Source organism: bacterium (assembly GCA_040755755.1).
GTDB lineage: Bacteria > SZUA-182 > SZUA-182 > DTGQ01 > DTGQ01 > DTGQ01.
Window position 1 is genome coordinate 126125 of the sequence record JBFLZW010000054.1, and the last position, 21734, is coordinate 147858.

Below are 21734 nucleotides of genomic sequence, written 5' to 3' on the forward strand. Positions count from 1 at the left end.
CGCCCGTTCGCTCCAAAGCGGCTACCCTATAATATGGGTACCGCCGCTCAAGGCAAATAAATACGTAGTGGGATTTTTACCCGTAGGAGCAATAATCGTGAAATTACAAGCTAATGGAAAGATCTCTCAAACAAGTCGAAAAGATAGCCCTAGGATATCGGCTGAAATTAGAATTGATAAAAGCAAGCATCCAAATTTTCCTCATAAAAAAGATGATGAGTTGCCTGTTTGTTTGTTCATAGGTCAAGTTAGACATCAAACTGTTATACGGGAACGTAATGGAGTTAAAAGACATTATTGGATATCTCAAAAAGAGGGATTGTGGGAATTATTAGAAAAACATGGATACTCTCTCAATGAGAGCGTCTTACTAGACATAGATACAAATGAAAATCCGATTTGAAAGAATATATGGGGAAGCAGGGAAACATTTTATACATGTTCATCATCTTATCCCACTTTCTGAAATTCGAGCAGAGTACGTAGTAGATGGAAAGAAAGATTTACTTCCTGTTTGCCCTAACTGTCACGCGATTATCCACAGATTTAATCCCTGCTTATCAATAGAGGAACTGAGGGCTATTATCCAAGAGCAGCGTGAGCGTTTTAACCGGAAAAAGGCTCAATCTCTTCCCTGATGCCGGGTAAGTTGAATAGCCCAAAAGGGGAATACCGGGAGTGAAAGAAATAATGAGTAGTACCCATACACGGGGCACAGATGATGCTTTTTACAACCTGATGTTTATTGGTGCAGAAGCGGTTCTTAAGCTCCTGGGAGTAAAAGATCCAACCGGGTATGAGGCTAAAGCCGTTGTGCTGAAAGGGAAGGAGGTTCGCCCGGACATTATGGCTCTGCCAAGAGGCACTGGCCGGGAATCTAAAGAGCGGGTCTATATCGAGTTTCAGGGCTACAGGAGTGATATGATCCGTTATTCCCTAGCTTCCAAGGTGGCCCTGTCTTGTGCTCAGGAGCGATATACCGGGCCGGTCCTGGCCGGGATTATCTTCACCGATTCAGAGTATCAGGAAGACGCCCTGCCTTTCAATCTTGCGAGCCTGGATGGGGTATTCTCGATTCAGGGGAGGTTCAAGGAGATCGTTTTGACCAGCTATTCGGAAGGTCAGTTAATGGCCATTGATTCCCGGCTGGTGGTCCTGGCTCCGTTTACGGTTTCCCGGCAGTTGACAAAAGATGACCTCATGGATCGAAGCCGAATATGGGTAGATACAGCCTATAAGGCCTATCCGAAGAATCTTCACCAGAATGTCTTCAACGTTCTGGCTCTGTTTCTTCTGAATCGGTTTCGGGACCTGTCACGAGAGGAGGTAATACAAATGTTAGACTTTGATCTGGCCCAGACCAGGGCAGGACAGGATATCTTTCAGGAAGGCAGAGAGAAAGGAAGGCTGGAAGGAATAGAAGAGGGAATAGAGAAAGGAAGGCTGGAGGGGTTGATCGAAGCTATCAAATTAGGTATGGAATTGAAATTTGGATTAGAGGGATTGACGCTGTTACCGAGGATAGAAAAAGAAAAGGACATAACCAGGCTCGATATCATTAAAGAGGCAATAAAAATAGCCACGAGCGTAAAAGAGATAGAGAAATTACTGGGGAGCGAACCCTGACCAGCTCGTATAGACGGTATAGGTAGATACAGATTATAAGGTCTATCCTGAGCATCTGCACCAGGACGTCCTCAACGTTCTGGCTTTGTTTCTGCTGAACCGGTTCCGGGATCTATCAGGAGAGGAGGTAATGCGAATGAGTCGGATTTTTGATCCATCACGAGAGGCTATAAAAGAAATATTAGGCTTTGATCTGGCTGAAACCAGGGCAGGACAGGATATCTTTCAGGAAGTCATAAAGAAAGTAAGGCAGGATGGAATAGAAGAGGGCATAAAGATAGGAAGGTTGGAGGGGCTTTTCGAAGCTATCAAATTGGGTATGGGATTGAAATTCGGGTTAGAGGGGATAAAGCTGTTACCGAGGATAGCAAAAGAAAAGGACATAACCAAACTCGATACCATTAAAACGGCGATAAGATTAGCCACGAGCGTAAAGGATATATTAGCCACGAGCGTAAAGGATATAGAAGAATTGCTGGAGATCGAGTCTTGAATGATCAGTAAGTGCCTAGGCAGGAGGGCGTTGCTTGCATCATCGGCGGTTCCTTACAGATATAATGATGATTAGCTATATTGCAGCTATCTTTCTGGAAATCTCTGGAAATCTATTGAATTAAGACCTTCTCCAACATACCCTGCTTAAATACTTAAATACATAAGGGGAAAATTAGGATAATGATTCACGAACTAGATACCGTTATCCTTTCTCATGACATTGATGAATATAGTTTGAAAGCGGGCGATGTAGGAGCAGTTGTGCATTGCCATGAGAATGGCGCTGCATGTGAGGTTGAATTTGTAACCTCCGAGGGTGAGACAGTTGCCCTTTTAACACTTACGCAGGAAGACATTCGTCCAATGCAGGGCAGGGAAATTTTGCATGTTCGGGAGCTTGCATCAAGGTGAAAGGCCAGCAATATTCAATACAGGTCGCCAAATGTATTAATGAGAGCGAAGGGATTGGTAATCAGAGAGCTTACAAGAAAGAAAAACAAGTATATATTTATGGTTAAAACTTTTGAGAAGAAATACCACATGGAATTTAAGGATCTTGAGAAAGCACATAAAGGCCAGAAAGTGGATTATGAACTTGAAAAAGATTACTTCGACTGGGATATGGCTGTAACTGTTCTGGAGGATATTGAAGAAGAAATGAAGGAAATGGAATGAAAGAAGGTATTGAAAAGATATTCCATATGTACAAGTATGAAATTATCCTTTCCTGGAGCAATGGGATCAGGTCTTTGTTGCCGAAGTGCCAGAGTTGCCCGGCTGCATGGCGCATGGTGATACGCAGGAATCAGCATTGGTGAATGCAAAGGAAGCAATTCAATTGTGGATCGATACGGCGAAAGAGTTTGGTGATCCGATACCGGCGGAGCCAAGATGCAGGCGGCTTCTGTTGGCATAGCCAATATGGAGTAGGTTCACAACACAAAAAAAAATCTATACAATATCATAGCTCAGCTATGAATGGTATTTTTTTAAAATGCCTAAGTTGTGGCCAATTGATACAAAATGGCGGATTACGCCTCGCCTCAAGGAGAATAGATAATGGCATCAGCAATAAGTACAACAATGATGAAAATGATCGAGACACTTCCAGAAGAACTTCAAGAGAGAGTTCTCGATCATATGAGAGATTACATTGAGGACATTAGGGAAGAGATGAAATGGAGAGAATCTTTCTCCAAGTCACAAGGCAAGTTGGTCGCTGCCGCTCGGCAGGCTCGAAAAGAGATCGCTGAAGGCAGGGCGGCACCTCTCGACCTGGAGAAGTTATGAATTCAGCGACGCTGCCGTCATTTTGGGAGAGATACCATAAACTTGATCAAAGCATCAAGGGTATCGTGAAAAAAGCATATCGCCTATGGGCAGAGGACCCGTTTCACCCCTCGTTACGTTTTAAGTGCATCAACCAAGCTGAAAGTATCTGGGCAGTCCGCGTAACACTGGGATACAGAGCCTTGGGGGTTCTTGATGGAGACACGGTGACGTGGTTCTGGGTGGGGAGTCACGATGATTACGAGCGATTTTTTGGATGAGAGATTAGCCATAAGAGTAGAACTCTGTCCTAATTACTTTGATTTACAGTAAGTTATCGACCGTAAGAAATTATAACAAACTTTATTATTAGGAAAATTGCGGAAGCATTAACTGCGACTTACAAGATAGCCCAAAAGTTCGAGAAAGCGGATTGCTTATGACTAGTATAGAAGCTATTGAAAAACTTTCAAAAAAATACTCGAGTTCACCTGATGAATTTATCCGGCATGGCTCCACCCTGGCCATACAAGAGAGAAAAAGAGATCTCCAGATTGAGAGGCTTGAAATACTTGCGCGATATGATGAGGTCACAACTGTTGAAGAATTAGAAGAAAAAATCAGAGAAGGTACAGTATCAGAACATCCTGCGTGGGAAGATCTGATTGAGATAAAAAACATTGAGGCTGAAATTAGAGAAATAGATAATGATCTTAGAATGTTACAACAAGCTTAGAGCGATAGCCAATAGCGAATACGATGATATTATAAAAGAAAGCTATATCATATTCAGTTATACTGGTAGAGCAAGAAAATTGCGGTTGCAGCTTGTTGATAATACTTTCATAGATATCTGGTACTCTCTTGAAGGAGAGTATTCATTTCATTGGGAGCAAAGGTATCTAAGAGATACGCTCTACAGGCATGATAATGCACCTCATAAGAGATGGGAGTATGTTAAAACTTTTCCCAAACACTGCCACGATGGCTCCCAGGAGAATGTTACAGAAAGCACCCTTTCTGATACACCTGAACAGGCAATAAGAGAGTTTCTGACTATTGTGAGGCAAAGGATAGTAGTAAGGATGAGAAGAGAAAAGTGATTCCAGCAATGCTGTTCGATTCAATGATTTTGGTCACAAAGACGACCTCAAAACCAAAAAGCTCATCCATGATCTCTGAAGAAACAATCAGAAAGGCGGTTGATCGTTAGTAGAGACTGCGGATCCGCAGAAAATATACCTTTTTGGATCTTATGCCCGTGGTGAGGCTCGCGAACAGTCTGACTTAGACTTTCTCGTTGTTGAAAAGTCACTCAAAAGCCGCCGAACGGAGATGGTTCGTCTCCATGATGCGATACGACCAATGCGTATTCCAGTAGATATTTTAGTTGTAAGTGAGGCGGCTTTTACCGAATGGGCTGATGTTAAAGGAACTGTTATTTATTTATAAGGCAAAAACTGAAGGGCGATTGTGTTATGAGAAGCCTTGAACTCGGGCATGGGAAGAGAACAGGTTATGATTACCAAAGATCAGTTAAAGAAAGAAATCGATGAGCTTCCGGAAAATTTGTTGGATCGGGTTTACCAGGCAATCAATTTGATAAAAAGGGATCAACAGGCAAAGGACAAAGTTCGCTCCTTTAGATTAAAGGGGCAGTTTGATAATGTAAACATCCGCGAAAAGGCATATAAATAATATACCATCTGATATAAGTCTTCGGTTTGTTCTATTATGTTCTTTTGAGAAAACCTTGTGATTAAGGATCATAAAAGGAGATGCCGCAGAGGATGAGCAAATATAAAAAACTTTTGCAGCAAATACTACTTGGAAGATCCTATGATAACATCCTATTTTCTGATCTCTGCCAGTTACTGATTCATCTGGGCTTTGATGAGCGTATCCGTGGTGATCACCATATTTTTACTAAAAATGGTGTCGAGGAAATACTGAACTTGCAGCCCAAAGGAGGAAAGGCAAAGAATTATCAGGTTAAGCAAGTTCGTAATATCATTTTCCGGTATAAATTAGGAGATGGTTATTATGAATAAATATGAAGTTATCATATATTGGAGCGATGAAGACGAGGCATTTATTGCCGAGGTGCCAGAATTGCCCGGGTGCATGGCTGATGGAAAGACACATCAGGAAGCGCTTTCCAATATCGAGGTCATTGTTCAGGAATGGATTGAAACTGCAAAAGAGTTAGGGCGTTCGATTCCACAACCAAAGGGACGTTTAATATTTGCCTGATAGCGATGTACTGAGTACACGGCCTCATAAAAATAATCTCGGCAGGTTAGGAACAGCAATCAGAGCAGGTAATTAATTATGGTGCAGTGCACTTATTACGTCAATGGTATACATAAGGATATGCATACGTCAATCCCTTGCCATTTTCACAAAGGAGGGTAGGTAATACCGGTGTCGGAAGAAAAAGAAAATTCTGCAATCAAAGTAAATTCTGCAGGCGATGGAAATGCTCCAATCAACGTCTTGGAGCTGGATCCGAAGTTCAAGTATGAGGTTTCCGAGCAACCAGGGGGCGAGAATCTGAAGCTGTGTTTCTCGTGCGGCATCTGTACTGCCGGATGTCCGGCCACGGAGGTAGAGAACGAGTACAACCCCCGCAAGTTGATCCGGATGGTTTTACTGGGCATGAAGGAGGAGGTTTTGTCTTCCAATCTGATCTGGTTATGTTCGCTCTGCTACACCTGCTATGCTCGCTGCCCGCAAAACGTGAAATTCACTGACATCATGGGGGTTTTGCGTGACATGGCGGTGCGGGAAAAGTATGTTCATCCCTCCTTTGTCAAGCATATTGACGAGATTGACCGTCTGTCGCAGCAGGCGCGCCATCATATGGTGCGGGCCATTTTTTCACAGAAGAAAGAAGACCGACCCATCGACCGGATAGGTTTATTGAAGACGGCTGTTGAGAAACTACAAAAGGAGTAAAGGGATCATGGGGCTTAACTTTGATCAAAAGAAGGTCGGAGCGGTCATGGTTGTCGGCGGCGGTGTGGCCGGGGTCCAGTCGGCTCTCGATCTGGCGGATTCCGGATACAAGGTCTACCTCGTCGAGCGGGGATTGAGCATTGGCGGCGTAATGGCCCAGCTCGACAAGACCTTTCCGACAAATGACTGTTCTATGTGTATTTTGGCACCCAAGCTGGTGGATACCGGAAGGCACCAGAATATCAATATCATCACCAATGCCGAAATTCAGCAGCTTGAGGGTGAGGCGGGAAATTTTCGGGTCAGGGTGCTGAAGCACTCCCGGTACGTCGATGAGAGCAAATGCACGGGCTGCGGCGACTGCGAAAAGCAGTGTCCGGTAGAAGTGCCCAATGAATTCGAGCAGGAGCTGACCAACAGAAAGGCGATTTATAAGCCGTTTGCCCAGGCCATACCGAACCGCTACTCCATCGACAAGCGCGGAAAATCCCCCTGCAAGCTCGTCTGCCCGCTGGGACAGAATGCTCAAGGCTACATTGCACTCATTAAAGATAAAAAATACGCCCAGGCATATAATCTCATCACCAGGGACAATCCGCTGCCTGCCATCTGCGGACGGGTGTGCGCTCACCCCTGCGAGGAGTCCTGCAAGCGCGGCGAGATCGATCAGCCGCTGTCCATTGCCGCCTTGAAGCGCTTTGTGGCAGATTACGTCTGTGCCCACAACCTTCAGACCGCTCCCGAAATACCGGAAAAGCGTTCCGAGAAAGTGGCCATTATCGGCGCAGGGCCTGCCGGGCTGGTGGCTGCTCATGATCTTGCCCTGAAAGGCTATCCGGTCACGATCTTCGAGGCCCTGCCGGTTGCCGGAGGCATGCTGGCGGTGGGAATTCCGGAATACCGTCTGCCGCGCGATGTCTTGCAGGCGCAGGTGGACTCGATCAAATCGTTAGGCGTGGAAATCCGGCTGAGCTCACCCCTTGGCCCCAATCTTACCTGTGATGACCTGAAGGCCCAGGGGTATAAGGCCATTCTATTGGCTACGGGTGCGCACAAGAGCCTGAAGCTGGGTGTTCCCGGAGAGGAGAAGTTTGCCGGAGTCATTCACTGCACCGACTTTTTGCGCGAGGTCAACCTGGGACGGAAAGTTGAGATCGGCCAGCGGGTGGCGGTCATCGGCGGCGGAAATACGGCCATCGATGCGGCCAGAACTGCCTGGCGGCTTGGGGCTTCCGAGGTTACTATCGTCTACCGCAGGACGCGGCTTGAGATGCCAGCCCTGCCGGACGAAATCGAGGCTGCCGAGTTCGAAGGGATCAAGCTGGTTTATCTGACCGCGCCGGTTGAGATTCTCGGCGAAAATGGACGGGTCATTGGCCTCAAGTGCGTGCGCATGGAGCTGGGTGAGCCGGATAATCAGGGCCGCAGAAGGCCGGTCCCCATTGCGGGTTCCGAGTTTGTCATGCCGATGGATACAGTGATTCCGGCTTTGAGCCAGTCGCCAGACCTTTCCTTCCTGCCTGAGGGATCGGGATTCAAAACCACGCGCTCCGGCGGCCTGGAGGTGGATGCGGTCACCAAGGCCACCAATATCGCGGGAATCTTCGCTGCCGGTGAGTCAGTGACCGGGCCTGGCATCGCTGTCGAGGCAATGGCTCATGGCCGCGAGGCGGCTGTCTCCATCGACCGCTTCCTCAAGGGTGAGGACATGCGCGCCGGGAGAGAGAAAGAGGTTTTTGACAGGGCAGAGCCTGACCTGGATCGATGGGATGTCGAGCCAAAACAGCGAGTTCACATGCCCAGCCTTACCCTGGATGACCGGCGGGGAAGCTTCCGGGAAGTTGACCTTGGCCTGACCGAGGAAATGGCCCTTGAGGAAGCCCGGCGCTGCCTGAATTGCGGGATTTGCTCGGAGTGCATGGAATGTGTAGCTACCTGCAAGGCCGGGGCTGTCAATCACGATCTGCGGGATGAGGTCCTTGAGCTTGAAGTCGGCAGCGTGATTCTGGCTCCAGGGTATGAGGAATTTGACGCTACCCTGAAGACAAATTTTGGTTATGGCCGTTTTCCAAATGTTGTCTCCAGCATCGAGTTTGAGCGCATTCTGAGCGCTTCCGGCCCTTACAAGGGACACATCGTCCGGCCCTCGGACCACCGGGAGCCAAAGCGCATTGCCTTCATTCAATGTGTCGGATCGCGCGATACCTCCTGCAGCAATGACTATTGCTCCTCGGTCTGCTGCATGTATTCCATTAAGGAAGCGGTCATTGCCAGAGAGCATGTGCGTGCCATCGAGCCCACCATCTTTTATAATGATATGAGGGCCTACGGCAAGGACTTTGACAAGTACGTCAACCGGGCGGAAAAAGAGTACGGAGTAAGGTTCGTCAAGTCTCTGGTTTCGGAGGTTCAGCAGGACTCCGAGAGCGGCGACCTGCTCCTGAACTACATCCGCGAGGATGGCCGCCTGATCAACGAGCGGTTTGACCTGGTTATTCTGGCCGTAGGCTTCGAGCCTCCCCGCAGCGTTCAGGAGATGGCCCGGCGGCTGGATGTGGACCTGAACCGGTACGGATTCTGCCGCACGGACAGCCTGTCTCCCCTGCGGACCTCCCGGCCTGGTGTTTATGTCTGCGGAGCTTTCGTCAGTCCCAAGGACATCCCGGAGACGGTCATGCAGGCCAGCGGGGCGGCAGGTGAGGCTTCGGCCCTCCTGTCTTCGGCCCGCAACACGCTGGTTACGGAAAAGACCTATCCGCCGGAGCGGGACGTTGCCGGTGAGCCCCCGCGGATCGGGGTGTTTGTCTGTCATTGCGGGATCAACATCGGCGGCTTTGTCAATGTGCCGCAGGTCAGAGAGTATGCCCAGACCCTTCCCTATGTCTACTACGCGGCTGACAATCTCTATACCTGCTCGGAAGATACCCAGCAGAAGATGGTCGAGATCATCAGGGAATACCGGCTGAACCGGGTCATTGTCGCCTCCTGCTCGCCCAGGACCCATGAGCCGCTCTTCCAGGCAACCATCCGGGAGGCGGGGCTCAACCCCTATCTCTTCGAGATGGCCAATATCCGCGACCAGTGCTCCTGGGTGCACATGTTCGAGAAGGAGAAGGCCACCGAGAAGGCCAAGGACCTGGTCAGGATGGCGGTGTATAAGGCTGCTCTGATCGAGCCGCTGAAGCGGATGTCCTTGCCGGTCAACTCGGCTGCTCTGGTCATCGGCGGGGGTGTGGCTGGCATGACTGCGGCCCTGTCTCTGGCTGACCAGGGCTTTGATGTCCATCTGGTGGAAAAGGAAGCACAACTTGGCGGTGTGGCCAGAAAGATTTATTCTACTCTCGGAGAGCGTGATTTTCCCGCATTTTTGCAGGGCATGGTCGATCGGGTCAACCGTCATCCCATGATCCAGGTGAACCTGAATTCCGAATTGATCGAAGTGAATGGCTTTATGGGCAATTTCAGCTCGACCATTCAGTCGCGGGGGAGGAAAATATCCTTCCAGCATGGGGCAATTGTAGTGGCTACCGGCGCTCAGGAGCTTTCGCCAACCGAGTATTTATATGGAAAGAGCCCGAAGGTGGTAACCGCCCACGATCTTGAAGCCCTGATCGACCGGAAAGACCCGCTGGTTATGAACAGCCGGAATGTGGTCATGATTCAGTGCGTCGGCTCGCGGGAAGAGGGGAGAATGTATTGCAGCCGCGTCTGCTGCTCCCAGAGCATCAAGAACGCCCTGCGCCTGAAGGAGATCAACCCGAAGGTCAATGTCTATATCCTGTACCGCGATATCCGCACCTATGGGCTGCGGGAGGAATACTACCAAAAGGCCCGGAGTCAGGGCATAGTCTTCATCCGCTACGATCTGGAGGAAAAGCCTGCCGTATCGTCCAACGGGACAGGGAGCATCAGGATACAGACCAGGGACCCGATCCTGAACCGGCAGATTCTCCTGTCAGCGGATCTTCTGGCGCTGGCACCGGCGATTCTGGCCCCTTCGAGCAACAAGGACCTGGCCCAGATGCTGAAAGTTCCGGTGAACGAAGATGGGTTCTTCCTCGAAGCGCACATGAAACTGCGGCCGGTGGACTTTGCCACGGACGGCATTTTTGTCTGCGGCCTGGCCCATGCGCCAAAGTCGCTGGATGAGAGCATTGCCCAGGCCAAGGCTGCGGCGGCCAGGGCTTCGGTGGTTTTGAGCAAAAAAGCCATCGAGACCCAGGGGCAGACAGCCAAGGTCGATAAGAAGCGCTGCACTGCCTGCGGCCTGTGTGAGCTGGTGTGTGCCTATAAGGCTATCGAGGTGGACCGGCAGGAAGGATGCGCCAAGGTCAATGAGGCCCTGTGCAAGGGGTGTGGTGCCTGTGCTGCCACCTGCCGCTGCGGGGCACTGGATGTGAAGGGATTTACCAATCAACAGATATTTGAGATGATGGAGGCCTTATGACCCCTACGACTGAAGGATTATGCAGCCAGGTGGAACAGGGCGGTCAGGAGGCATCGGCATCCTGGCAGCCGAAAGTTGTGGCTTTTCTCTGCAACTGGTGCAGTTATGCCGGAGCAGACCTTGCCGGTATCAGCCGGATTCAGTATCCCCCGAATATCCGTATCATCCGGGTGCCCTGTTCGGGGAGAATCAATCCGGTCTTTATCCTGAAAGCCCTGCAAACAGGAGCTGATGCGGTGCTGGTCTCCGGCTGTCATCCGGGAGACTGCCACTATGTCAGCGGCAATTACTATGCGCGCCGGAAATTCGAGATATTCGATCGTCTGCTGGATTATATCGGGCTGGAGAAGGGCAGGGTATTTTTCTCCTGGGTCTCGGCTGCCGAGGGTGAAAATTTCGGACGTCTGGTCAAGCATGTGGTGGATGAAGTCAGGAAACTTGGGCCGGCAACAAAGCTCGTTAAAGCGATATAACGATATAACCATGATCATAGTGGAGTAAAAAACGTATGTGGTCAGAGGAAATAACCCGGAATATGCAAACCACGGCGGAATCGCTGCTGCGGGAGGGGAAGGTTGATCTTATTCTCGGCTATCAGGCCGGAACCTGCCCCGTGCGGACAACCCCCGCTTTTATCCGCACCCCGCAGGATGCTTCTACGCTGGTTTGGAACCCTTTTTGCGAGAATAACCTCAGTGTCTATCTGCCGAGGAGGAAAGAGAAAATCGGCATCATGGCCAAGGGCTGCGATGCCCGCGCTGCCGTGGTGGCCGTGCAGGAAAACCAGATCAGCCGCGACCGGCTGATGATTATCGGGCTTCCCTGCTCTGGTGTCATTGACCGGAAAAAGCTGGCCCTGGCGGTGGACGTCGATAAGGTCAAAGGCTTTTCTCTTGCCGGAGATTCTCTGGTGCTGGAGATGGCAGATGGAGGATCAGTGCAACTCAGGATTCAGGAGCTTTTATCTGCCTCCTGTCAGACCTGCACCCACAGGAATGCGCCGGTATCGGACCTTTTTATCGGCCAGAGAGTGCAGGAGCTGGATGTCAATAATGCCAGGGATGAATTTGAGCAGGTCCGGTCATTCGAGGCCCTGAGCAGTCAAGAGCGGTGGCAGCATTTTGCGGCTATGGCTGAAAAGTGCATCCGCTGCTATGCCTGCAAGAGTGCCTGCCCGTTATGCTATTGCCAGGAATGCATCGTGGATCAGACCCAGCCTCAATGGTTTGGCAAGACCACGGCCAGTGAGGATGTTCTGGCCTATCATGTCATGCGTGCCTTTCATCTGGCCGGGCGGTGCGTGGATTGCGGCGCTTGCAGCCGGGCCTGCCCGATGGGCATCGATTTGCGGCTTCTCAATAAAAAGCTCCAGAAAGAGGTCCAGGAGCTGTATCAGTATGTTCCGGGATTGAATCCGGACGAGATGCCAGCCCTCGGTGCCTACAGGGTGGATGATCCGCAAACCTGCATCACTGAAAGGTAAAGGAAATACGGAAGAAATGCAAATGCAAAGGCAAAGGACACCACAGAGGTACACAGAGGGGAGCAGGGGGAGAGTAGAGGAGAATGGCTGCTGTGTTTACGTGGTTATGTATTTCTCATGTATTTCAAAAATGGAGGGTGGGGCTTTTGCCCCACCAAATTCCTGAGACGAGAAACTTGGGTAAGATAAACGAAAGATAGGAATCAGAGAATGGATACCGGAATTATCAAAAAGACGAATATCAAGGCCGTCATCGAGGCTCTGATGCAGGTGGGTGAGGTGATTGCTCCGGTCAGGAAGGATGATTACCTTGTCTTCTCCCCGCTGTCATCTGCCGATGCTGCCTGCCTTGATTATGCCAACAGCAAGCTCAGCCCCAAGGGATGCTTCTTCCCGCAGACTGAGGTACTTTTTACCTATGAGAAGGAAGGTCACAAGACCTTCGAGCCGCCAAGAGAAGCAAAGCCGGGCTTTATAGTGGGAATCCGGCCCTGTGATTCCAGGGCGCTGGCCCTTTTGGACCCCATCTTCGACGAGCGGCAATATCATGATGTCTATTACCTGGAGAAGCGAAAAAGCAAAACAGTGATCGGCCTGGCCTGCAACGAGCCGCAGAGCACCTGCTTTTGTACCTCGACCGGCGGGAACCCTTCGGATACTGCCGGGATGGATATGCTCTGGCAGAATCTTGGGGACCGGTACCTGGTCAGGCCGGTGACCAGCCGGGGGCGGGAGTTGATGGCTCAACTGCCCCATATCGAGGAGGCCGGACAGGATGATCTGGCCAGGGCTCAGGAGCAGGGGGAAAAGGCTCTCTCAAAGCTCCCTCCCGTTTTTTCAGCAGATGAGGTTGCAGATAAGTTATCGTCATCATTCGATGATTCACTCTGGCAGAAGATTTACGAGAAATGCCTCGGCTGTGCCACCTGCGCCTTTGTCTGTCCCACCTGTCACTGTTTCGATATCCAGGATGAGAACCGCAGCGGCCAGGGAAGGCGGGTAAGGCTGTGGGATTCCTGCCAGTTCCCGCTGTTTACGCTTCATACCTCCGGCCACAATCCGAGGCCCTGCGGCAAAGAGCGGGTGAGGCAGAGAGTCATGCACAAGTTCAATTACTTTAAGGTCAATAACGGACAGGTCGCCTGTGTCGGCTGTGGCAGATGCATCAGGGAATGTCCGGTCAATATGGATATCAGACAGATTGTATCAGCTTACAGCGTGAAGTAGAGGTGAGAGAGCATGGAAAATCCCTATCTGCCTAAGAGGGTCAGGATAGAAAAGGTTATTGATGAGACCGCAGGAAAAGACATCAAGAGCTTTGTCTTTTCTTTTGTCAACCCGCAGGACCGGCAGGCATTTGCCTATCATCCGGGCCAGTTTGCCGAAATATCCATTGCCGGATCGGGAGAAATCCCCATCGGCATTGCCTCTTCACCCACGGAAGGTGATATGGTGATGTTCACGGTCAAAAGGATGGGAGTGGTGACCAGGGAGCTCCACAATTCCTCCCCCGGCCGGATCGTTGGCCTGCGGGGGCCGTACGGCAACGGCTTTCCGATGGAGGAGCTCAAGGGCAGGAATATCGTAATTGTAGGAGGCGGATTCGCCTTCACCACCCTGCGGGCTCTGGCCGTTTACCTGATGGGCGATGAGCGCAGGAAAGATTACGGAGATATTACCGTCATTTACGGCGCCAGAACACCAGGTGACCTTATTTACCGGCAGGAGCTGCAAGCCTGGGCTTCACGGAAGGACATGAATGTCCACATCACTGTGGACAAGGGCGAGCCCGGCTGGGAGGGGAGAGAAGGTTTTGTCCCGGCTGTAGTCAAGCAGGTTGCCCCCAGCGCCAAGGATGCCATTGCCCTGGTCTGCGGCCCGCCGATCATGATCAAGTTCACCATTCCCATTCTCTTCGAGCTTGGCTTTGCAGCGGACAAGATCCTGAATTCCCTCGAAATGAGAATGAAGTGCGGAATCGGCAAGTGCGGACGGTGCAATATCGGCAGCAAGTACGTGTGCAAGGATGGCCCGGTCTTTACCTACGCGGAATTGCAGAATATGCCGCAGGAGTATTGAGATTACATACAAGTTTGTAGCGGCAGCGCGTTTCTGAGAGGTAAATCGATGCCATTAGGGGTAAATGCTGTTCTCCCAATGATGGGAGTGCTCCTTGGGGGCAATTTTGCAGTATTGGTTTTCCAGGGTTTCTGAGGAACAGAAAAATCAGCAGACTCTTAGAACCCAGGCATATGTAGACTATATACGGGGAGCTGCAGGACTAGCAATTGCACAGAAGAAAGGTGATACAAAGACTCAACAGGAATACGGAATACCGATGGCTGACGCACGTGCAAGAATTCTAATTTACGGATCAGAACCAGTTATCCAGTCTCTTGCAAAGTTTTATCACCAGGGTGGAGTCCTGGATACTCCTGAACGAAAAGAACTCTTTATATCAATGTGCCTAAATATGCGTAAAGATAGTCTATCAAGTAATGATGCCAGTACAAGTTGTCGGGAAGCATCTACCCCGTTATTCCTTCATGATGTGGAAACAAGTGAAAAGGGGCTCAAATGATCGGTCTTTTCACTAACCTCAGCAAATGTAGGGTGGGGCTTGTGCCCCACCAAATCCTCCTGGTTGCCAATGTCAACTGTAGGTGTACTTTGCACTATGCACTAAGGGTGGTATACTTTTACATATAATATGTGTCATAAGTCATCATAATTTAAGCAAATATAAAGTGGGGCTTTTGCTCCGCCAAATTTCATACCACAATCTGTTTGTGATGCTAACTGGATGTGTATTAATGGCGCGGGGAGCCAAGTGAAATTTAGTGAATTGATCAGATTGTTAGAAGAGAATGGATTCAGGCTTGTAAAAGAAAAGGGCTCTGTAAGATACTACAGTAAGCCTGGGGGAGATAGGTTTATTCGAGTGGATTATCATGGATCAAAGGAAGTTCCTGTAGGTACTTGTCATGCTATCCTCAAGGCGGCAGGTATAAAAAATTAAGGGGGTATGGTAGAAATGATTGAATTGGAGTACTCCTTAATAATCGAGGCTACTCAAGAGCCTGACTACTTTGGATTTTATTCTCCAGAGTTAGAAGGCTTTACTGGCATAGGAAATTCTATCGAAGATTGCATTTACAAAGCAAAATGGGGAATGAGAGAGCATGTCAGCCTGTTAATAGAAAAGGGGCTGCCTGTTCCTCCTAAGAATCCCAATCCCAAAATTATTATTCAAAATGAACAAGAGATGGTGGCTATTTAAGGTTGATATGCATTGCTACACGAACGACATTGAGGAGTTTCATCTGCAAGCAAATTGGAGAGAATATACAGTAAGCCTGAGTAATAAGAGACAGATGTTCCCCATGTTCCTTTTCTCAGTGAGTATGGTGAGAATAACCATCACCCCCACCCAGCCTCCCCCCTCAAGGGGGAGGAGAGGAGGCTCTCCCTGTAAGGGAGATAGTGGATGCTCTCATCAAAAGATAGGAATATTTGAATAATAGCCATCTGGAATAAATGACCAGTAAAATCAGAAAGGATAAATCACCACGATGGGTTATACAATTGCAGTAGCCGGAAAAGGCGGGACGGGGAAAACGACCCTGTGCGGTCTGATGATCCGTTACCTGGTGAAGAATGGACTCTCTCCGGTCCTGGCTGTTGATGCTGATGCCAATGCCAATCTTCACGAGGTTCTGGGAATGGAAAAGGGAATATCGGTGGGCCATCTTCGGGAGAAAGCCATGGATGAAGTCAAGGCCCTGCCGATGGGAGTGACCAAGGAGCAGTACATCGAGCAGAGGATTCACGAGACCCTGGTGGAGGGGCGCGGCTATGACCTCATGTCCATGGGCAGGCCGGAAGGTCCTGGCTGCTATTGCTATGCCAATCACCTGATCCGCAAGTACAGTGAGAAGATCAGTGAAAGCTATCGCTACGTTATCATGGACAATGAGGCTGGACTTGAGCATTTGAGCCGGAGAACAACCCAGGATGTTGATGCGCTGATCATCGCCACGGATGAAACCATGCGCGGCCTTCGGACGGTGCAGCGGATTCTGGACATTATCGAGGAGCTGCAACTGGCAATACGGAAAAAATTCCTTATAGTGAACCGGTCGCTCAACGGCCTGCCCGATGCCTTCAACGCCGAGATTGCCGGAATGAAAGTCCAGTTTTTAGGCACCATCCCCGCTGATGAGATGATCGTTCTCTACGACCTTGAAGGAAAGCCCCTGGTTACTTTGCCCGATACCTCCGTGGCTGTTCAGCGGGTGTCGGAGATAATGGCTGAATTGATGGGGGATTAGGCTGAATTGGCTTAAGATTGCTGAATTAAGGTCATATGAATGAAGGCAAGAACGTGATATGATAAGAGATGTCAAGATGTTAGAGGAATTTGAGAAGGAACTTGTCCGAAGCGAAAAGGCAGATTTTATGAAAAATCTCAAAATCGTCAGCGAGCTTCATCAGGAAGCGCTGAAATTGGGTGTTTTCAAAAAGCATGTGCCTGACGGTGCTTCAGAGGTAAGCCTGAGAATAGCGAAAGTCGTGAACAGTGTTCGAAAAGCATCCTGAAAATATTGTCGGCAGCGCAAAACGCTCAGGGCTATGTAATACACTTCAATCCTGATAATACAGGAGGAGAGGATATGGATACAACCGTTGAAAAAATACTAGAGCAAGCTCTGGAGATGCCACCCAAAGATCGTGCTGCTATTGCAGAACGCCTTATATTAAGTCTGGATGTTCAAACAGATCATGACGTTGAGGTTCTATGGCAGCAAGAAATACAGCAACGAATTGCAGAGATTGAGAAGGGGGAAGTAGTCTGTATCCCGTGGGAGGAAGTTCGGGATCGTTTAAGGAAGAAGTCCCGTGAGGCGGGTTGAGCTTCATCCCCAGGCGTATGCCGAATTAGATCAGGCCATTTCCTGGTACGAAAATCAGACCAGGGGACTTGGTGATGCACTTTTAGATGAAGTCGAACATGCTATTTCTGTAATTCAAGAGTCACCGGATAGATGGCCAGTTTATATAGGGGAAACCCGCAGTTTCCTTGTTCACAGGTTCCCTTTTGCTATTGTATATCGGCATGACGATGTGAAAATTCAAGTGCTGGCCATTGCTCATTTACGACGAAGACCAGGGTATTGGCGAGATAGAAAATTTTAGGATATTGATATGGCATATTTACCATGGAAAAGATAAAACAGCACTTCGAGGCGGAAGCCAGAGAGTTTGACCAGATAGTACAAAAGCTCATTCCATATTATTTCCAGATGGTCGAGAGCCTGGTGGCTGCGATTCCATTTGCGAGACTTGAGCCAATAGATGTTATTGACCTTGGATGCGGGACGGCTACTGTCGGAAAGGCCATTAAAGATGCTCACCCCTGTGCCCGGATCACCTGTATTGATCTTGCTCACAACATGATCGAAATGGCCCGCATGAAGCTGGCTGATTATGCTGATGATATATGCTTCCAGGTTGGAAATTTTTGCGACTATGAGTTCGATCGTACTTATGATGTGGCAGTTTCATCCCTTGCCCTCCATCATTTGGAAACCAATGAGGATAAAAAGGCATTCTACGGCAATATCTATGAAAATCTCAGACCTGGGGGAGTCTTTTATAATGCGGATATAGTCCTTGGATCGAGTGATTACCTTCAGGATATGTATTTGCGAAAGTGGAAAGCCTTTATGAACCGGGAAGCATCTGAGGAAGAAATCGAAAAGAAATGGATTCCGAAATATTATGAGGAGGATCGGCCGGCAACGCTTATCGAGCAGATAGCATGGCTCAGGGAGATAGGCTTTTCTTCTGTGGATGTAGTTTGGAAATATTTTAATTTTGCCGTCTACGGGGGACAAAAGCCAAAAAGTGGCTGACTGATAGTGAAATAAGTGGTTATGAAAGCGCAACAAATAGCAAGAACTAACGATATCGTAAGAGAATTCAAAGCAGAGATTGGAAAACTCTACGGCGAGAGGCTGAAGGATGTCATACTCTACGGTTCCTGGGCAAGGAATGAAGGGACGGAAGATTCTGATATTGATCTGGCTGTTATTCTTAAAGGACAGATACAGCCAGGAAGAGAAATAGATCGAATGATAGACATCATCACGGATCTGAATCTCAAGTATACGGTGTTGATAGCAGTTTATCCGGTATCCGAAGAGGATTACCTGAGCGTGAAAAGCCCACTGTTGATGAACATCCGAAAAGAGGGTTTCGTAGTATGAAGGAGGTTAAATCCCTCATTGAAAGAGCAACAAAGTATCTTCAGAGTCACCTCGTTTCCTGAAAATGCGTGGAGAGGCTTTCTCATGTTGAGCGAAGAAGATTGCAAGATCGCCAGTGAGTTTCATCAGCGGTTGAAAGCCATTGTGCCTGTACTTGACCTGCTTGTTTTTGGTTCGCGGGCACGAGGTGAAGCGAGCGTGGAATCGGATTTAGACGTATTTATCGTGGTTGAGACAATCACGCCCATGATGCGCCAGCGTATATCTGAAATAGCATGGGAGGTGGGTTTTGAGATGGACCGGATCATCTCTACTATTGTGGCTACCCCTGACCAGCTCGAAAATGGGCCTATGGCTGCAAACCCGCTCATTCTCAAGATTGAGCAGGAAGGTGTCCGGGTGTGAAATCGGATCAGCTTGAATCGCTTCTGCGCTATCGTATTAAACAGGCTCACGAGACATTGCGGGAAGCAGAAATTCTTTTTGAGCAATCAGCTTTGCGCGGTGCGGTTAGCCGGGCTTATTATGCTATGTTTTATGCTTTACTGGCCCTATTAGCTACCCGGCAACTTGGCACATCCAGGCATAGTGGAGCATTGGGCCTTTTTGATCGAGAATTTGTGAGAACAGGTCTATTTTCCCGTGATCTTTCTCGATCTTTACGGATGGCTTTCGACCGCCGTCAAAGATATGATTATGGCGAATTGGCTGACATAGACAAGATGACCACCCAAGAAGCTTTGGACGATGCCAAAACCTTTATCTCTGCTGCTGAGGCTTACTTACATTCTACTGGGTACTTAACAATTGATGGTGGTTGAAGAGTAGCTTATGAAAGAGCAGGTGAGACGAGAGACATGCAAGGGAGAGTAGAAATAGATTGGCGGCAGTATATTCATTCAGACCCGGAAGTTCTGATGGGCAAGCCGATTGTTAAGGGAACTCGACTGGCTGTGGAATTTATCCTCCGACTCTTTGCCGCCGGATGGACGGAGCAGCAAGTATCGGAAAATTATCCTACGCTCACCTCTGAAGCACTTCAGGCAGTATTCGCTCTTGCCGCAGAGTGTATGAGTGAAGAAGCCCTTTATGCTATTCCGTCCGAACCGAAATAATGCAGTTTCTGGCTAGTGAGAACTTTCCCTTGGCCAGCGCAGGCTAGCATATGCCGATTGTGTGAGGCAGGGTGAAACAATGGAAGATCAAATAATCAAAGCTAAGTTAGAGGAATTACCTGAAGACTTGAAGAAGGAAGTCTTGGATTACATAGAATTCCTCTTGCAAAAATATGGCAAGAGACCACCAGAAAAGAGAAAGTTTAGATTTGATTGGGAAGGTGGTTTATCGGACCTGAAGGACAAATATACTTCCGTAGAGCTCCAGCATAAGGCATTGAGATTTCATTCATGAACTCTTTATCAGTAGGGATAGAGTGTAAGGCTTATGAATAAATGTATTTGGTTTTTTGGTAGAGGTGCTTCTGTAGCATATGGTTTGGCAATTGAAGATAGCATACGAGCTGAAATGGACAAGCCCTATGTTAATACTGCGCCTTATAGAGAGCTTCTATCTCATCTGGCCTCTTACACTAAGGAGAATTGGAGACATGTATTCTTTACTACAAACTGCTAGCAACTTGGGTTATTTATTAATCGGCTTAAACCACTACCTCTGGTAGTGGTACCGTAAAAAAGGTTCTACCGGTACATTAATCAGGTTACTCACTCCCCAAAATTGTTGTGTTTCAGCAATCGCCATTTGGGAAAAAAGTTGCCTGTGAGGGCTAAAAAACAGCACAATCCATTTGGAAAGTACCTGTAGGTTAAATCAATAGGTTTATGCACTACACCATGAGGTGATAGAAAAACCTATCTACTACAAGGCCCTTCCAGGGCCAATAACTACATGCCACCGCCTTTGGCGGTGGTAGTTGACTTAAAAAACTGAGGAGAAGAAGTATGGTCTACCAAGAATTGCATCTTTCGAAGCTAAGGATATGGCGATCTCCTGCTTTCGTTATCTTTTTAGTGTTTATAACAATTGGTTGTGGTTCAAAAAAGGTATCAGTTCCAAAAATAGATGGCCTTTGTGGACGCAAGACATTAGTTATAGAGAAAGTTACCCAAAACTTGCCAAGAGGGTATGTGGAATTTTTCGCGGAGAAAGATAACAACCGAGAGTGGAGTTTTTTTATCTATCACTTTCTAAATAATAAAAAAGAATGGACAGGTTGGACCGGGGTTGATAAGAGCAGGAAAACCATTAATAGCAGATTTTTTATTGAACCAGGATTACATACTTTTATCATAAAATTTGAACCATTGATTACAGGATTCGAACTCCTTCGTGCTTCTATCTTCAATGCTCTTCCTTCAAGCCTGTCACCCCCAGAAAGGCTTATTTGCAAAGACAAGAAAGTAACAGTAGAGGTTATTGATGGCATGATCACACCAGTTAAAATTACACTGCAATTCATTGATGAAACGTGGAAAAATGAGTTTCAACAGATAACACCCTACTATAATTTTGAAATAAAAGAGGACGTTTATGCTCCCATCTCATTAGAAAATTACAATAATTTTAAATGTAATTGTAATACTATCGTTCCTGTTCCTAGAAAATTCACTTTTCCTAGTCAGTATTTTCCTGGACCCAAACTATCGTATTGGCCATTTAATAAACTAGACAATGGTGTTTTAAGGGTAACTGAAAATTCAATAGAATTTGAAGGGAAAAAGAAAGACATTACTATTATGCTTTCAGATATTAAAACTATTTCTTATGTTACATTTGGATTATCACCTATTAAATGGGTCTCGATAGAATATGGTAAAGAGAAGTTACTTTCATACGCTCTATTTTCGCCCGGGCATAAACTGTCTGATAGAGCTTTTTGGGCAATTAAATCTTTTGTCAAGGAAAAAGGATTGAATCCTCTCATTGAAGAGCAGCCTAAATAGTGCGCTATCAAGTTGTCAATTTTGAGAATTTTTAGGGAGAGGAGTATACCTGCGATTTTTTATGATTATAGATATTTTTATATAGTTAGTTATCAAGTTCTCTCACTACCGGACACATTTTCATAATCTTGCCTCAAAGGCATGATAAAATAATACAGGGATAGGTAATTCCTGGTTCAATAGATAATTATAGAAGCGTAAGCCGAGCTGAAAAAGGCTCAGATCAC

At 48.0% G+C, this 21734-nt stretch carries 33 protein-coding genes and 1 pseudogene; all 34 read left to right on the plus strand.

The window, feature by feature from the left end; translation table 11 throughout:
- Positions 1 to 97 precede the first annotated feature (97 nt).
- The 34 genes and pseudogenes from AB1611_16400 (at position 98) to AB1611_16565 (ending at position 21507) form a co-directional block, all read left to right on the plus strand.
- Positions 98 to 403 carry a hypothetical protein gene (locus AB1611_16400; GenBank protein MEW6381170.1) on the plus strand — a complete coding sequence of 102 codons (306 nt, stop codon included), beginning with the start codon at positions 98 to 100 and terminating at the stop codon, positions 401 to 403.
- Between the two features lie 287 nt (positions 404 to 690).
- A complete protein-coding gene (locus AB1611_16405) occupies positions 691 to 1626 on the plus strand; it encodes a DUF2887 domain-containing protein (GenBank protein MEW6381171.1) in 936 nt (311 codons plus the stop codon).
- A gap of 136 nt (positions 1627 to 1762) precedes the next feature.
- Positions 1763 to 2119, plus strand: a complete 357-nt coding sequence (locus AB1611_16410; GenBank protein ID MEW6381172.1) for a hypothetical protein — start codon at positions 1763 to 1765, stop codon at positions 2117 to 2119.
- 182 nt (positions 2120 to 2301) lie between these two features.
- A complete protein-coding gene (locus AB1611_16415) occupies positions 2302 to 2532 on the plus strand; it encodes a DUF4926 domain-containing protein (protein ID MEW6381173.1) in 231 nt (76 codons plus the stop codon).
- A gap of 39 nt (positions 2533 to 2571) precedes the next feature.
- Positions 2572 to 2796 carry a hypothetical protein gene (locus AB1611_16420; protein MEW6381174.1) on the plus strand — a complete coding sequence of 75 codons (225 nt, stop codon included), beginning with the start codon at positions 2572 to 2574 and terminating at the stop codon, positions 2794 to 2796.
- A 26-nt stretch (positions 2797 to 2822) separates the two neighbouring features.
- Positions 2823 to 3037 (plus strand): annotated as a pseudogene (locus tag AB1611_16425) (type II toxin-antitoxin system HicB family antitoxin).
- A 143-nt stretch (positions 3038 to 3180) separates the two neighbouring features.
- Positions 3181 to 3411, plus strand: coding sequence for a hypothetical protein (locus AB1611_16430; protein ID MEW6381175.1), 231 nt, complete (start codon positions 3181 to 3183; stop codon positions 3409 to 3411).
- Positions 3408 to 3671: a hypothetical protein gene (locus AB1611_16435; GenBank protein MEW6381176.1), complete on the plus strand. Its 264-nt coding sequence runs from the start codon at positions 3408 to 3410 to the stop codon at positions 3669 to 3671. The genes AB1611_16430 and AB1611_16435 overlap by 4 nt, the downstream gene beginning before the upstream one ends.
- A 158-nt stretch (positions 3672 to 3829) precedes the next feature.
- Positions 3830 to 4126, plus strand: a complete 297-nt coding sequence (locus tag AB1611_16440) for a hypothetical protein (protein ID MEW6381177.1) — start codon at positions 3830 to 3832, stop codon at positions 4124 to 4126.
- The gene (locus AB1611_16445; protein ID MEW6381178.1) at positions 4098 to 4493 is read left to right on the plus strand and encodes a DUF6516 family protein; all 396 of its coding nucleotides are present in this window, start codon (positions 4098 to 4100) and stop codon (positions 4491 to 4493) included. Before AB1611_16440 ends, AB1611_16445 begins: the two co-directional genes overlap by 29 nt.
- A gap of 133 nt (positions 4494 to 4626) precedes the next feature.
- The gene (locus AB1611_16450; protein MEW6381179.1) at positions 4627 to 4842 is read left to right on the plus strand and encodes a nucleotidyltransferase domain-containing protein; all 216 of its coding nucleotides are present in this window, start codon (positions 4627 to 4629) and stop codon (positions 4840 to 4842) included.
- Between the two features lie 66 nt (positions 4843 to 4908).
- Positions 4909 to 5088: a hypothetical protein gene (locus AB1611_16455; protein MEW6381180.1), complete on the plus strand. Its 180-nt coding sequence runs from the start codon at positions 4909 to 4911 to the stop codon at positions 5086 to 5088.
- Between the two features lie 92 nt (positions 5089 to 5180).
- On the plus strand, positions 5181 to 5441 hold the full coding sequence (locus AB1611_16460) for a type II toxin-antitoxin system HicA family toxin (GenBank protein MEW6381181.1): 261 nt from the start codon (positions 5181 to 5183) through the stop codon (positions 5439 to 5441).
- Positions 5434 to 5643 carry a type II toxin-antitoxin system HicB family antitoxin gene (locus AB1611_16465; GenBank protein ID MEW6381182.1) on the plus strand — a complete coding sequence of 70 codons (210 nt, stop codon included), beginning with the start codon at positions 5434 to 5436 and terminating at the stop codon, positions 5641 to 5643. The genes AB1611_16460 and AB1611_16465 overlap by 8 nt, the downstream gene beginning before the upstream one ends.
- A 171-nt stretch (positions 5644 to 5814) precedes the next feature.
- The gene (locus AB1611_16470; GenBank protein MEW6381183.1) at positions 5815 to 6348 is read left to right on the plus strand and encodes a 4Fe-4S dicluster domain-containing protein; all 534 of its coding nucleotides are present in this window, start codon (positions 5815 to 5817) and stop codon (positions 6346 to 6348) included.
- A gap of 7 nt (positions 6349 to 6355) precedes the next feature.
- Positions 6356 to 10795, plus strand: a complete 4440-nt coding sequence (locus tag AB1611_16475) for an FAD-dependent oxidoreductase (GenBank protein ID MEW6381184.1) — start codon at positions 6356 to 6358, stop codon at positions 10793 to 10795.
- Complete coding sequence (locus tag AB1611_16480) at positions 10792 to 11268, plus strand: hydrogenase iron-sulfur subunit (protein ID MEW6381185.1); 477 nt, start codon at positions 10792 to 10794, stop codon at positions 11266 to 11268. Before AB1611_16475 ends, AB1611_16480 begins: the two co-directional genes overlap by 4 nt.
- Positions 11269 to 11303: 35 nt before the next feature.
- Positions 11304 to 12278, plus strand: coding sequence for a 4Fe-4S dicluster domain-containing protein (locus AB1611_16485; protein MEW6381186.1), 975 nt, complete (start codon positions 11304 to 11306; stop codon positions 12276 to 12278).
- Between the two features lie 210 nt (positions 12279 to 12488).
- Positions 12489 to 13505, plus strand: coding sequence for a 4Fe-4S dicluster domain-containing protein (locus AB1611_16490; GenBank protein MEW6381187.1), 1017 nt, complete (start codon positions 12489 to 12491; stop codon positions 13503 to 13505).
- A 12-nt stretch (positions 13506 to 13517) separates the two neighbouring features.
- Positions 13518 to 14357, plus strand: coding sequence for an FAD/NAD(P)-binding protein (locus AB1611_16495; protein ID MEW6381188.1), 840 nt, complete (start codon positions 13518 to 13520; stop codon positions 14355 to 14357).
- A 94-nt stretch (positions 14358 to 14451) separates the two neighbouring features.
- Positions 14452 to 14859 (plus strand): hypothetical protein, encoded by a 408-nt coding sequence (locus AB1611_16500; GenBank protein MEW6381189.1) that lies wholly within the window; start codon positions 14452 to 14454, stop codon positions 14857 to 14859.
- A gap of 222 nt (positions 14860 to 15081) precedes the next feature.
- Positions 15082 to 15297, plus strand: coding sequence for a type II toxin-antitoxin system HicA family toxin (locus AB1611_16505; GenBank protein MEW6381190.1), 216 nt, complete (start codon positions 15082 to 15084; stop codon positions 15295 to 15297).
- 6 nt (positions 15298 to 15303) lie between these two features.
- Positions 15304 to 15558, plus strand: coding sequence for a type II toxin-antitoxin system HicB family antitoxin (locus tag AB1611_16510; GenBank protein MEW6381191.1), 255 nt, complete (start codon positions 15304 to 15306; stop codon positions 15556 to 15558).
- Positions 15559 to 15850: 292 nt separating this feature from the next.
- Positions 15851 to 16609: an AAA family ATPase gene (locus AB1611_16515; protein ID MEW6381192.1), complete on the plus strand. Its 759-nt coding sequence runs from the start codon at positions 15851 to 15853 to the stop codon at positions 16607 to 16609.
- Positions 16610 to 16685: 76 nt separating this feature from the next.
- Positions 16686 to 16877, plus strand: a complete 192-nt coding sequence (locus tag AB1611_16520) for a hypothetical protein (GenBank protein MEW6381193.1) — start codon at positions 16686 to 16688, stop codon at positions 16875 to 16877.
- A 74-nt stretch (positions 16878 to 16951) separates the two neighbouring features.
- Complete coding sequence (locus AB1611_16525; protein ID MEW6381194.1) at positions 16952 to 17191, plus strand: addiction module protein; 240 nt, start codon at positions 16952 to 16954, stop codon at positions 17189 to 17191.
- Positions 17178 to 17474, plus strand: coding sequence for a type II toxin-antitoxin system RelE/ParE family toxin (locus AB1611_16530; protein ID MEW6381195.1), 297 nt, complete (start codon positions 17178 to 17180; stop codon positions 17472 to 17474). The genes AB1611_16525 and AB1611_16530 overlap by 14 nt, the downstream gene beginning before the upstream one ends.
- 23 nt (positions 17475 to 17497) lie before the next feature.
- On the plus strand, positions 17498 to 18193 hold the full coding sequence (locus AB1611_16535) for a class I SAM-dependent methyltransferase (protein ID MEW6381196.1): 696 nt from the start codon (positions 17498 to 17500) through the stop codon (positions 18191 to 18193).
- 21 nt (positions 18194 to 18214) lie between these two features.
- Positions 18215 to 18547, plus strand: a complete 333-nt coding sequence (locus AB1611_16540; GenBank protein ID MEW6381197.1) for a nucleotidyltransferase domain-containing protein — start codon at positions 18215 to 18217, stop codon at positions 18545 to 18547.
- 84 nt (positions 18548 to 18631) lie between these two features.
- Complete coding sequence (locus AB1611_16545) at positions 18632 to 18952, plus strand: nucleotidyltransferase domain-containing protein (GenBank protein MEW6381198.1); 321 nt, start codon at positions 18632 to 18634, stop codon at positions 18950 to 18952.
- Positions 18949 to 19368, plus strand: a complete 420-nt coding sequence (locus AB1611_16550) for a HEPN domain-containing protein (protein ID MEW6381199.1) — start codon at positions 18949 to 18951, stop codon at positions 19366 to 19368. Before AB1611_16545 ends, AB1611_16550 begins: the two co-directional genes overlap by 4 nt.
- Positions 19369 to 19422: 54 nt before the next feature.
- Positions 19423 to 19662, plus strand: coding sequence for a DUF433 domain-containing protein (locus AB1611_16555; protein ID MEW6381200.1), 240 nt, complete (start codon positions 19423 to 19425; stop codon positions 19660 to 19662).
- A gap of 79 nt (positions 19663 to 19741) precedes the next feature.
- The gene (locus tag AB1611_16560) at positions 19742 to 19957 is read left to right on the plus strand and encodes a DUF2281 domain-containing protein (protein MEW6381201.1); all 216 of its coding nucleotides are present in this window, start codon (positions 19742 to 19744) and stop codon (positions 19955 to 19957) included.
- A gap of 548 nt (positions 19958 to 20505) precedes the next feature.
- Positions 20506 to 21507, plus strand: a complete 1002-nt coding sequence (locus AB1611_16565) for a hypothetical protein (GenBank protein MEW6381202.1) — start codon at positions 20506 to 20508, stop codon at positions 21505 to 21507.
- Positions 21508 to 21734 lie beyond the last annotated feature (227 nt).

What these genes read in the sequence shown, in the direction of transcription:
- AB1611_16405 (MEW6381171.1), top strand. Translation starts at nt 691, where the DNA reads ATGAGTAGTACCCATACACGGGGCACAGATGATGCTTTTTACAACCTG.
- AB1611_16410 (MEW6381172.1), top strand. Translation starts at nt 1,763, where the DNA reads ATGAGTCGGATTTTTGATCCATCACGAGAGGCTATAAAAGAAATATTA.
- AB1611_16415 (MEW6381173.1), top strand. Translation starts at nt 2,302, where the DNA reads ATGATTCACGAACTAGATACCGTTATCCTTTCTCATGACATTGATGAA.
- AB1611_16420 (MEW6381174.1), top strand. Translation starts at nt 2,572, where the DNA reads ATGAGAGCGAAGGGATTGGTAATCAGAGAGCTTACAAGAAAGAAAAAC.
- AB1611_16430 (MEW6381175.1), top strand. Translation starts at nt 3,181, where the DNA reads ATGGCATCAGCAATAAGTACAACAATGATGAAAATGATCGAGACACTT.
- AB1611_16435 (MEW6381176.1), top strand. Translation starts at nt 3,408, where the DNA reads ATGAATTCAGCGACGCTGCCGTCATTTTGGGAGAGATACCATAAACTT.
- AB1611_16440 (MEW6381177.1), top strand. Translation starts at nt 3,830, where the DNA reads ATGACTAGTATAGAAGCTATTGAAAAACTTTCAAAAAAATACTCGAGT.
- AB1611_16445 (MEW6381178.1), top strand. Translation starts at nt 4,098, where the DNA reads ATGATCTTAGAATGTTACAACAAGCTTAGAGCGATAGCCAATAGCGAA.
- AB1611_16455 (MEW6381180.1), top strand. Translation starts at nt 4,909, where the DNA reads ATGATTACCAAAGATCAGTTAAAGAAAGAAATCGATGAGCTTCCGGAA.
- AB1611_16460 (MEW6381181.1), top strand. Translation starts at nt 5,181, where the DNA reads ATGAGCAAATATAAAAAACTTTTGCAGCAAATACTACTTGGAAGATCC.
- AB1611_16465 (MEW6381182.1), top strand. Translation starts at nt 5,434, where the DNA reads ATGAATAAATATGAAGTTATCATATATTGGAGCGATGAAGACGAGGCA.
- AB1611_16475 (MEW6381184.1), top strand. Translation starts at nt 6,356, where the DNA reads ATGGGGCTTAACTTTGATCAAAAGAAGGTCGGAGCGGTCATGGTTGTC.
- AB1611_16480 (MEW6381185.1), top strand. Translation starts at nt 10,792, where the DNA reads ATGACCCCTACGACTGAAGGATTATGCAGCCAGGTGGAACAGGGCGGT.
- AB1611_16485 (MEW6381186.1), top strand. Translation starts at nt 11,304, where the DNA reads ATGTGGTCAGAGGAAATAACCCGGAATATGCAAACCACGGCGGAATCG.
- AB1611_16490 (MEW6381187.1), top strand. Translation starts at nt 12,489, where the DNA reads ATGGATACCGGAATTATCAAAAAGACGAATATCAAGGCCGTCATCGAG.
- AB1611_16495 (MEW6381188.1), top strand. Translation starts at nt 13,518, where the DNA reads ATGGAAAATCCCTATCTGCCTAAGAGGGTCAGGATAGAAAAGGTTATT.
- AB1611_16505 (MEW6381190.1), top strand. Translation starts at nt 15,082, where the DNA reads ATGTGTATTAATGGCGCGGGGAGCCAAGTGAAATTTAGTGAATTGATC.
- AB1611_16510 (MEW6381191.1), top strand. Translation starts at nt 15,304, where the DNA reads ATGGTAGAAATGATTGAATTGGAGTACTCCTTAATAATCGAGGCTACT.
- AB1611_16515 (MEW6381192.1), top strand. Translation starts at nt 15,851, where the DNA reads ATGGGTTATACAATTGCAGTAGCCGGAAAAGGCGGGACGGGGAAAACG.
- AB1611_16520 (MEW6381193.1), top strand. Translation starts at nt 16,686, where the DNA reads ATGTTAGAGGAATTTGAGAAGGAACTTGTCCGAAGCGAAAAGGCAGAT.
- AB1611_16525 (MEW6381194.1), top strand. Translation starts at nt 16,952, where the DNA reads ATGGATACAACCGTTGAAAAAATACTAGAGCAAGCTCTGGAGATGCCA.
- AB1611_16535 (MEW6381196.1), top strand. Translation starts at nt 17,498, where the DNA reads ATGGAAAAGATAAAACAGCACTTCGAGGCGGAAGCCAGAGAGTTTGAC.
- AB1611_16540 (MEW6381197.1), top strand. Translation starts at nt 18,215, where the DNA reads ATGAAAGCGCAACAAATAGCAAGAACTAACGATATCGTAAGAGAATTC.
- AB1611_16545 (MEW6381198.1), top strand. Translation starts at nt 18,632, where the DNA reads ATGTTGAGCGAAGAAGATTGCAAGATCGCCAGTGAGTTTCATCAGCGG.
- AB1611_16560 (MEW6381201.1), top strand. Translation starts at nt 19,742, where the DNA reads ATGGAAGATCAAATAATCAAAGCTAAGTTAGAGGAATTACCTGAAGAC.
- AB1611_16565 (MEW6381202.1), top strand. Translation starts at nt 20,506, where the DNA reads ATGGTCTACCAAGAATTGCATCTTTCGAAGCTAAGGATATGGCGATCT.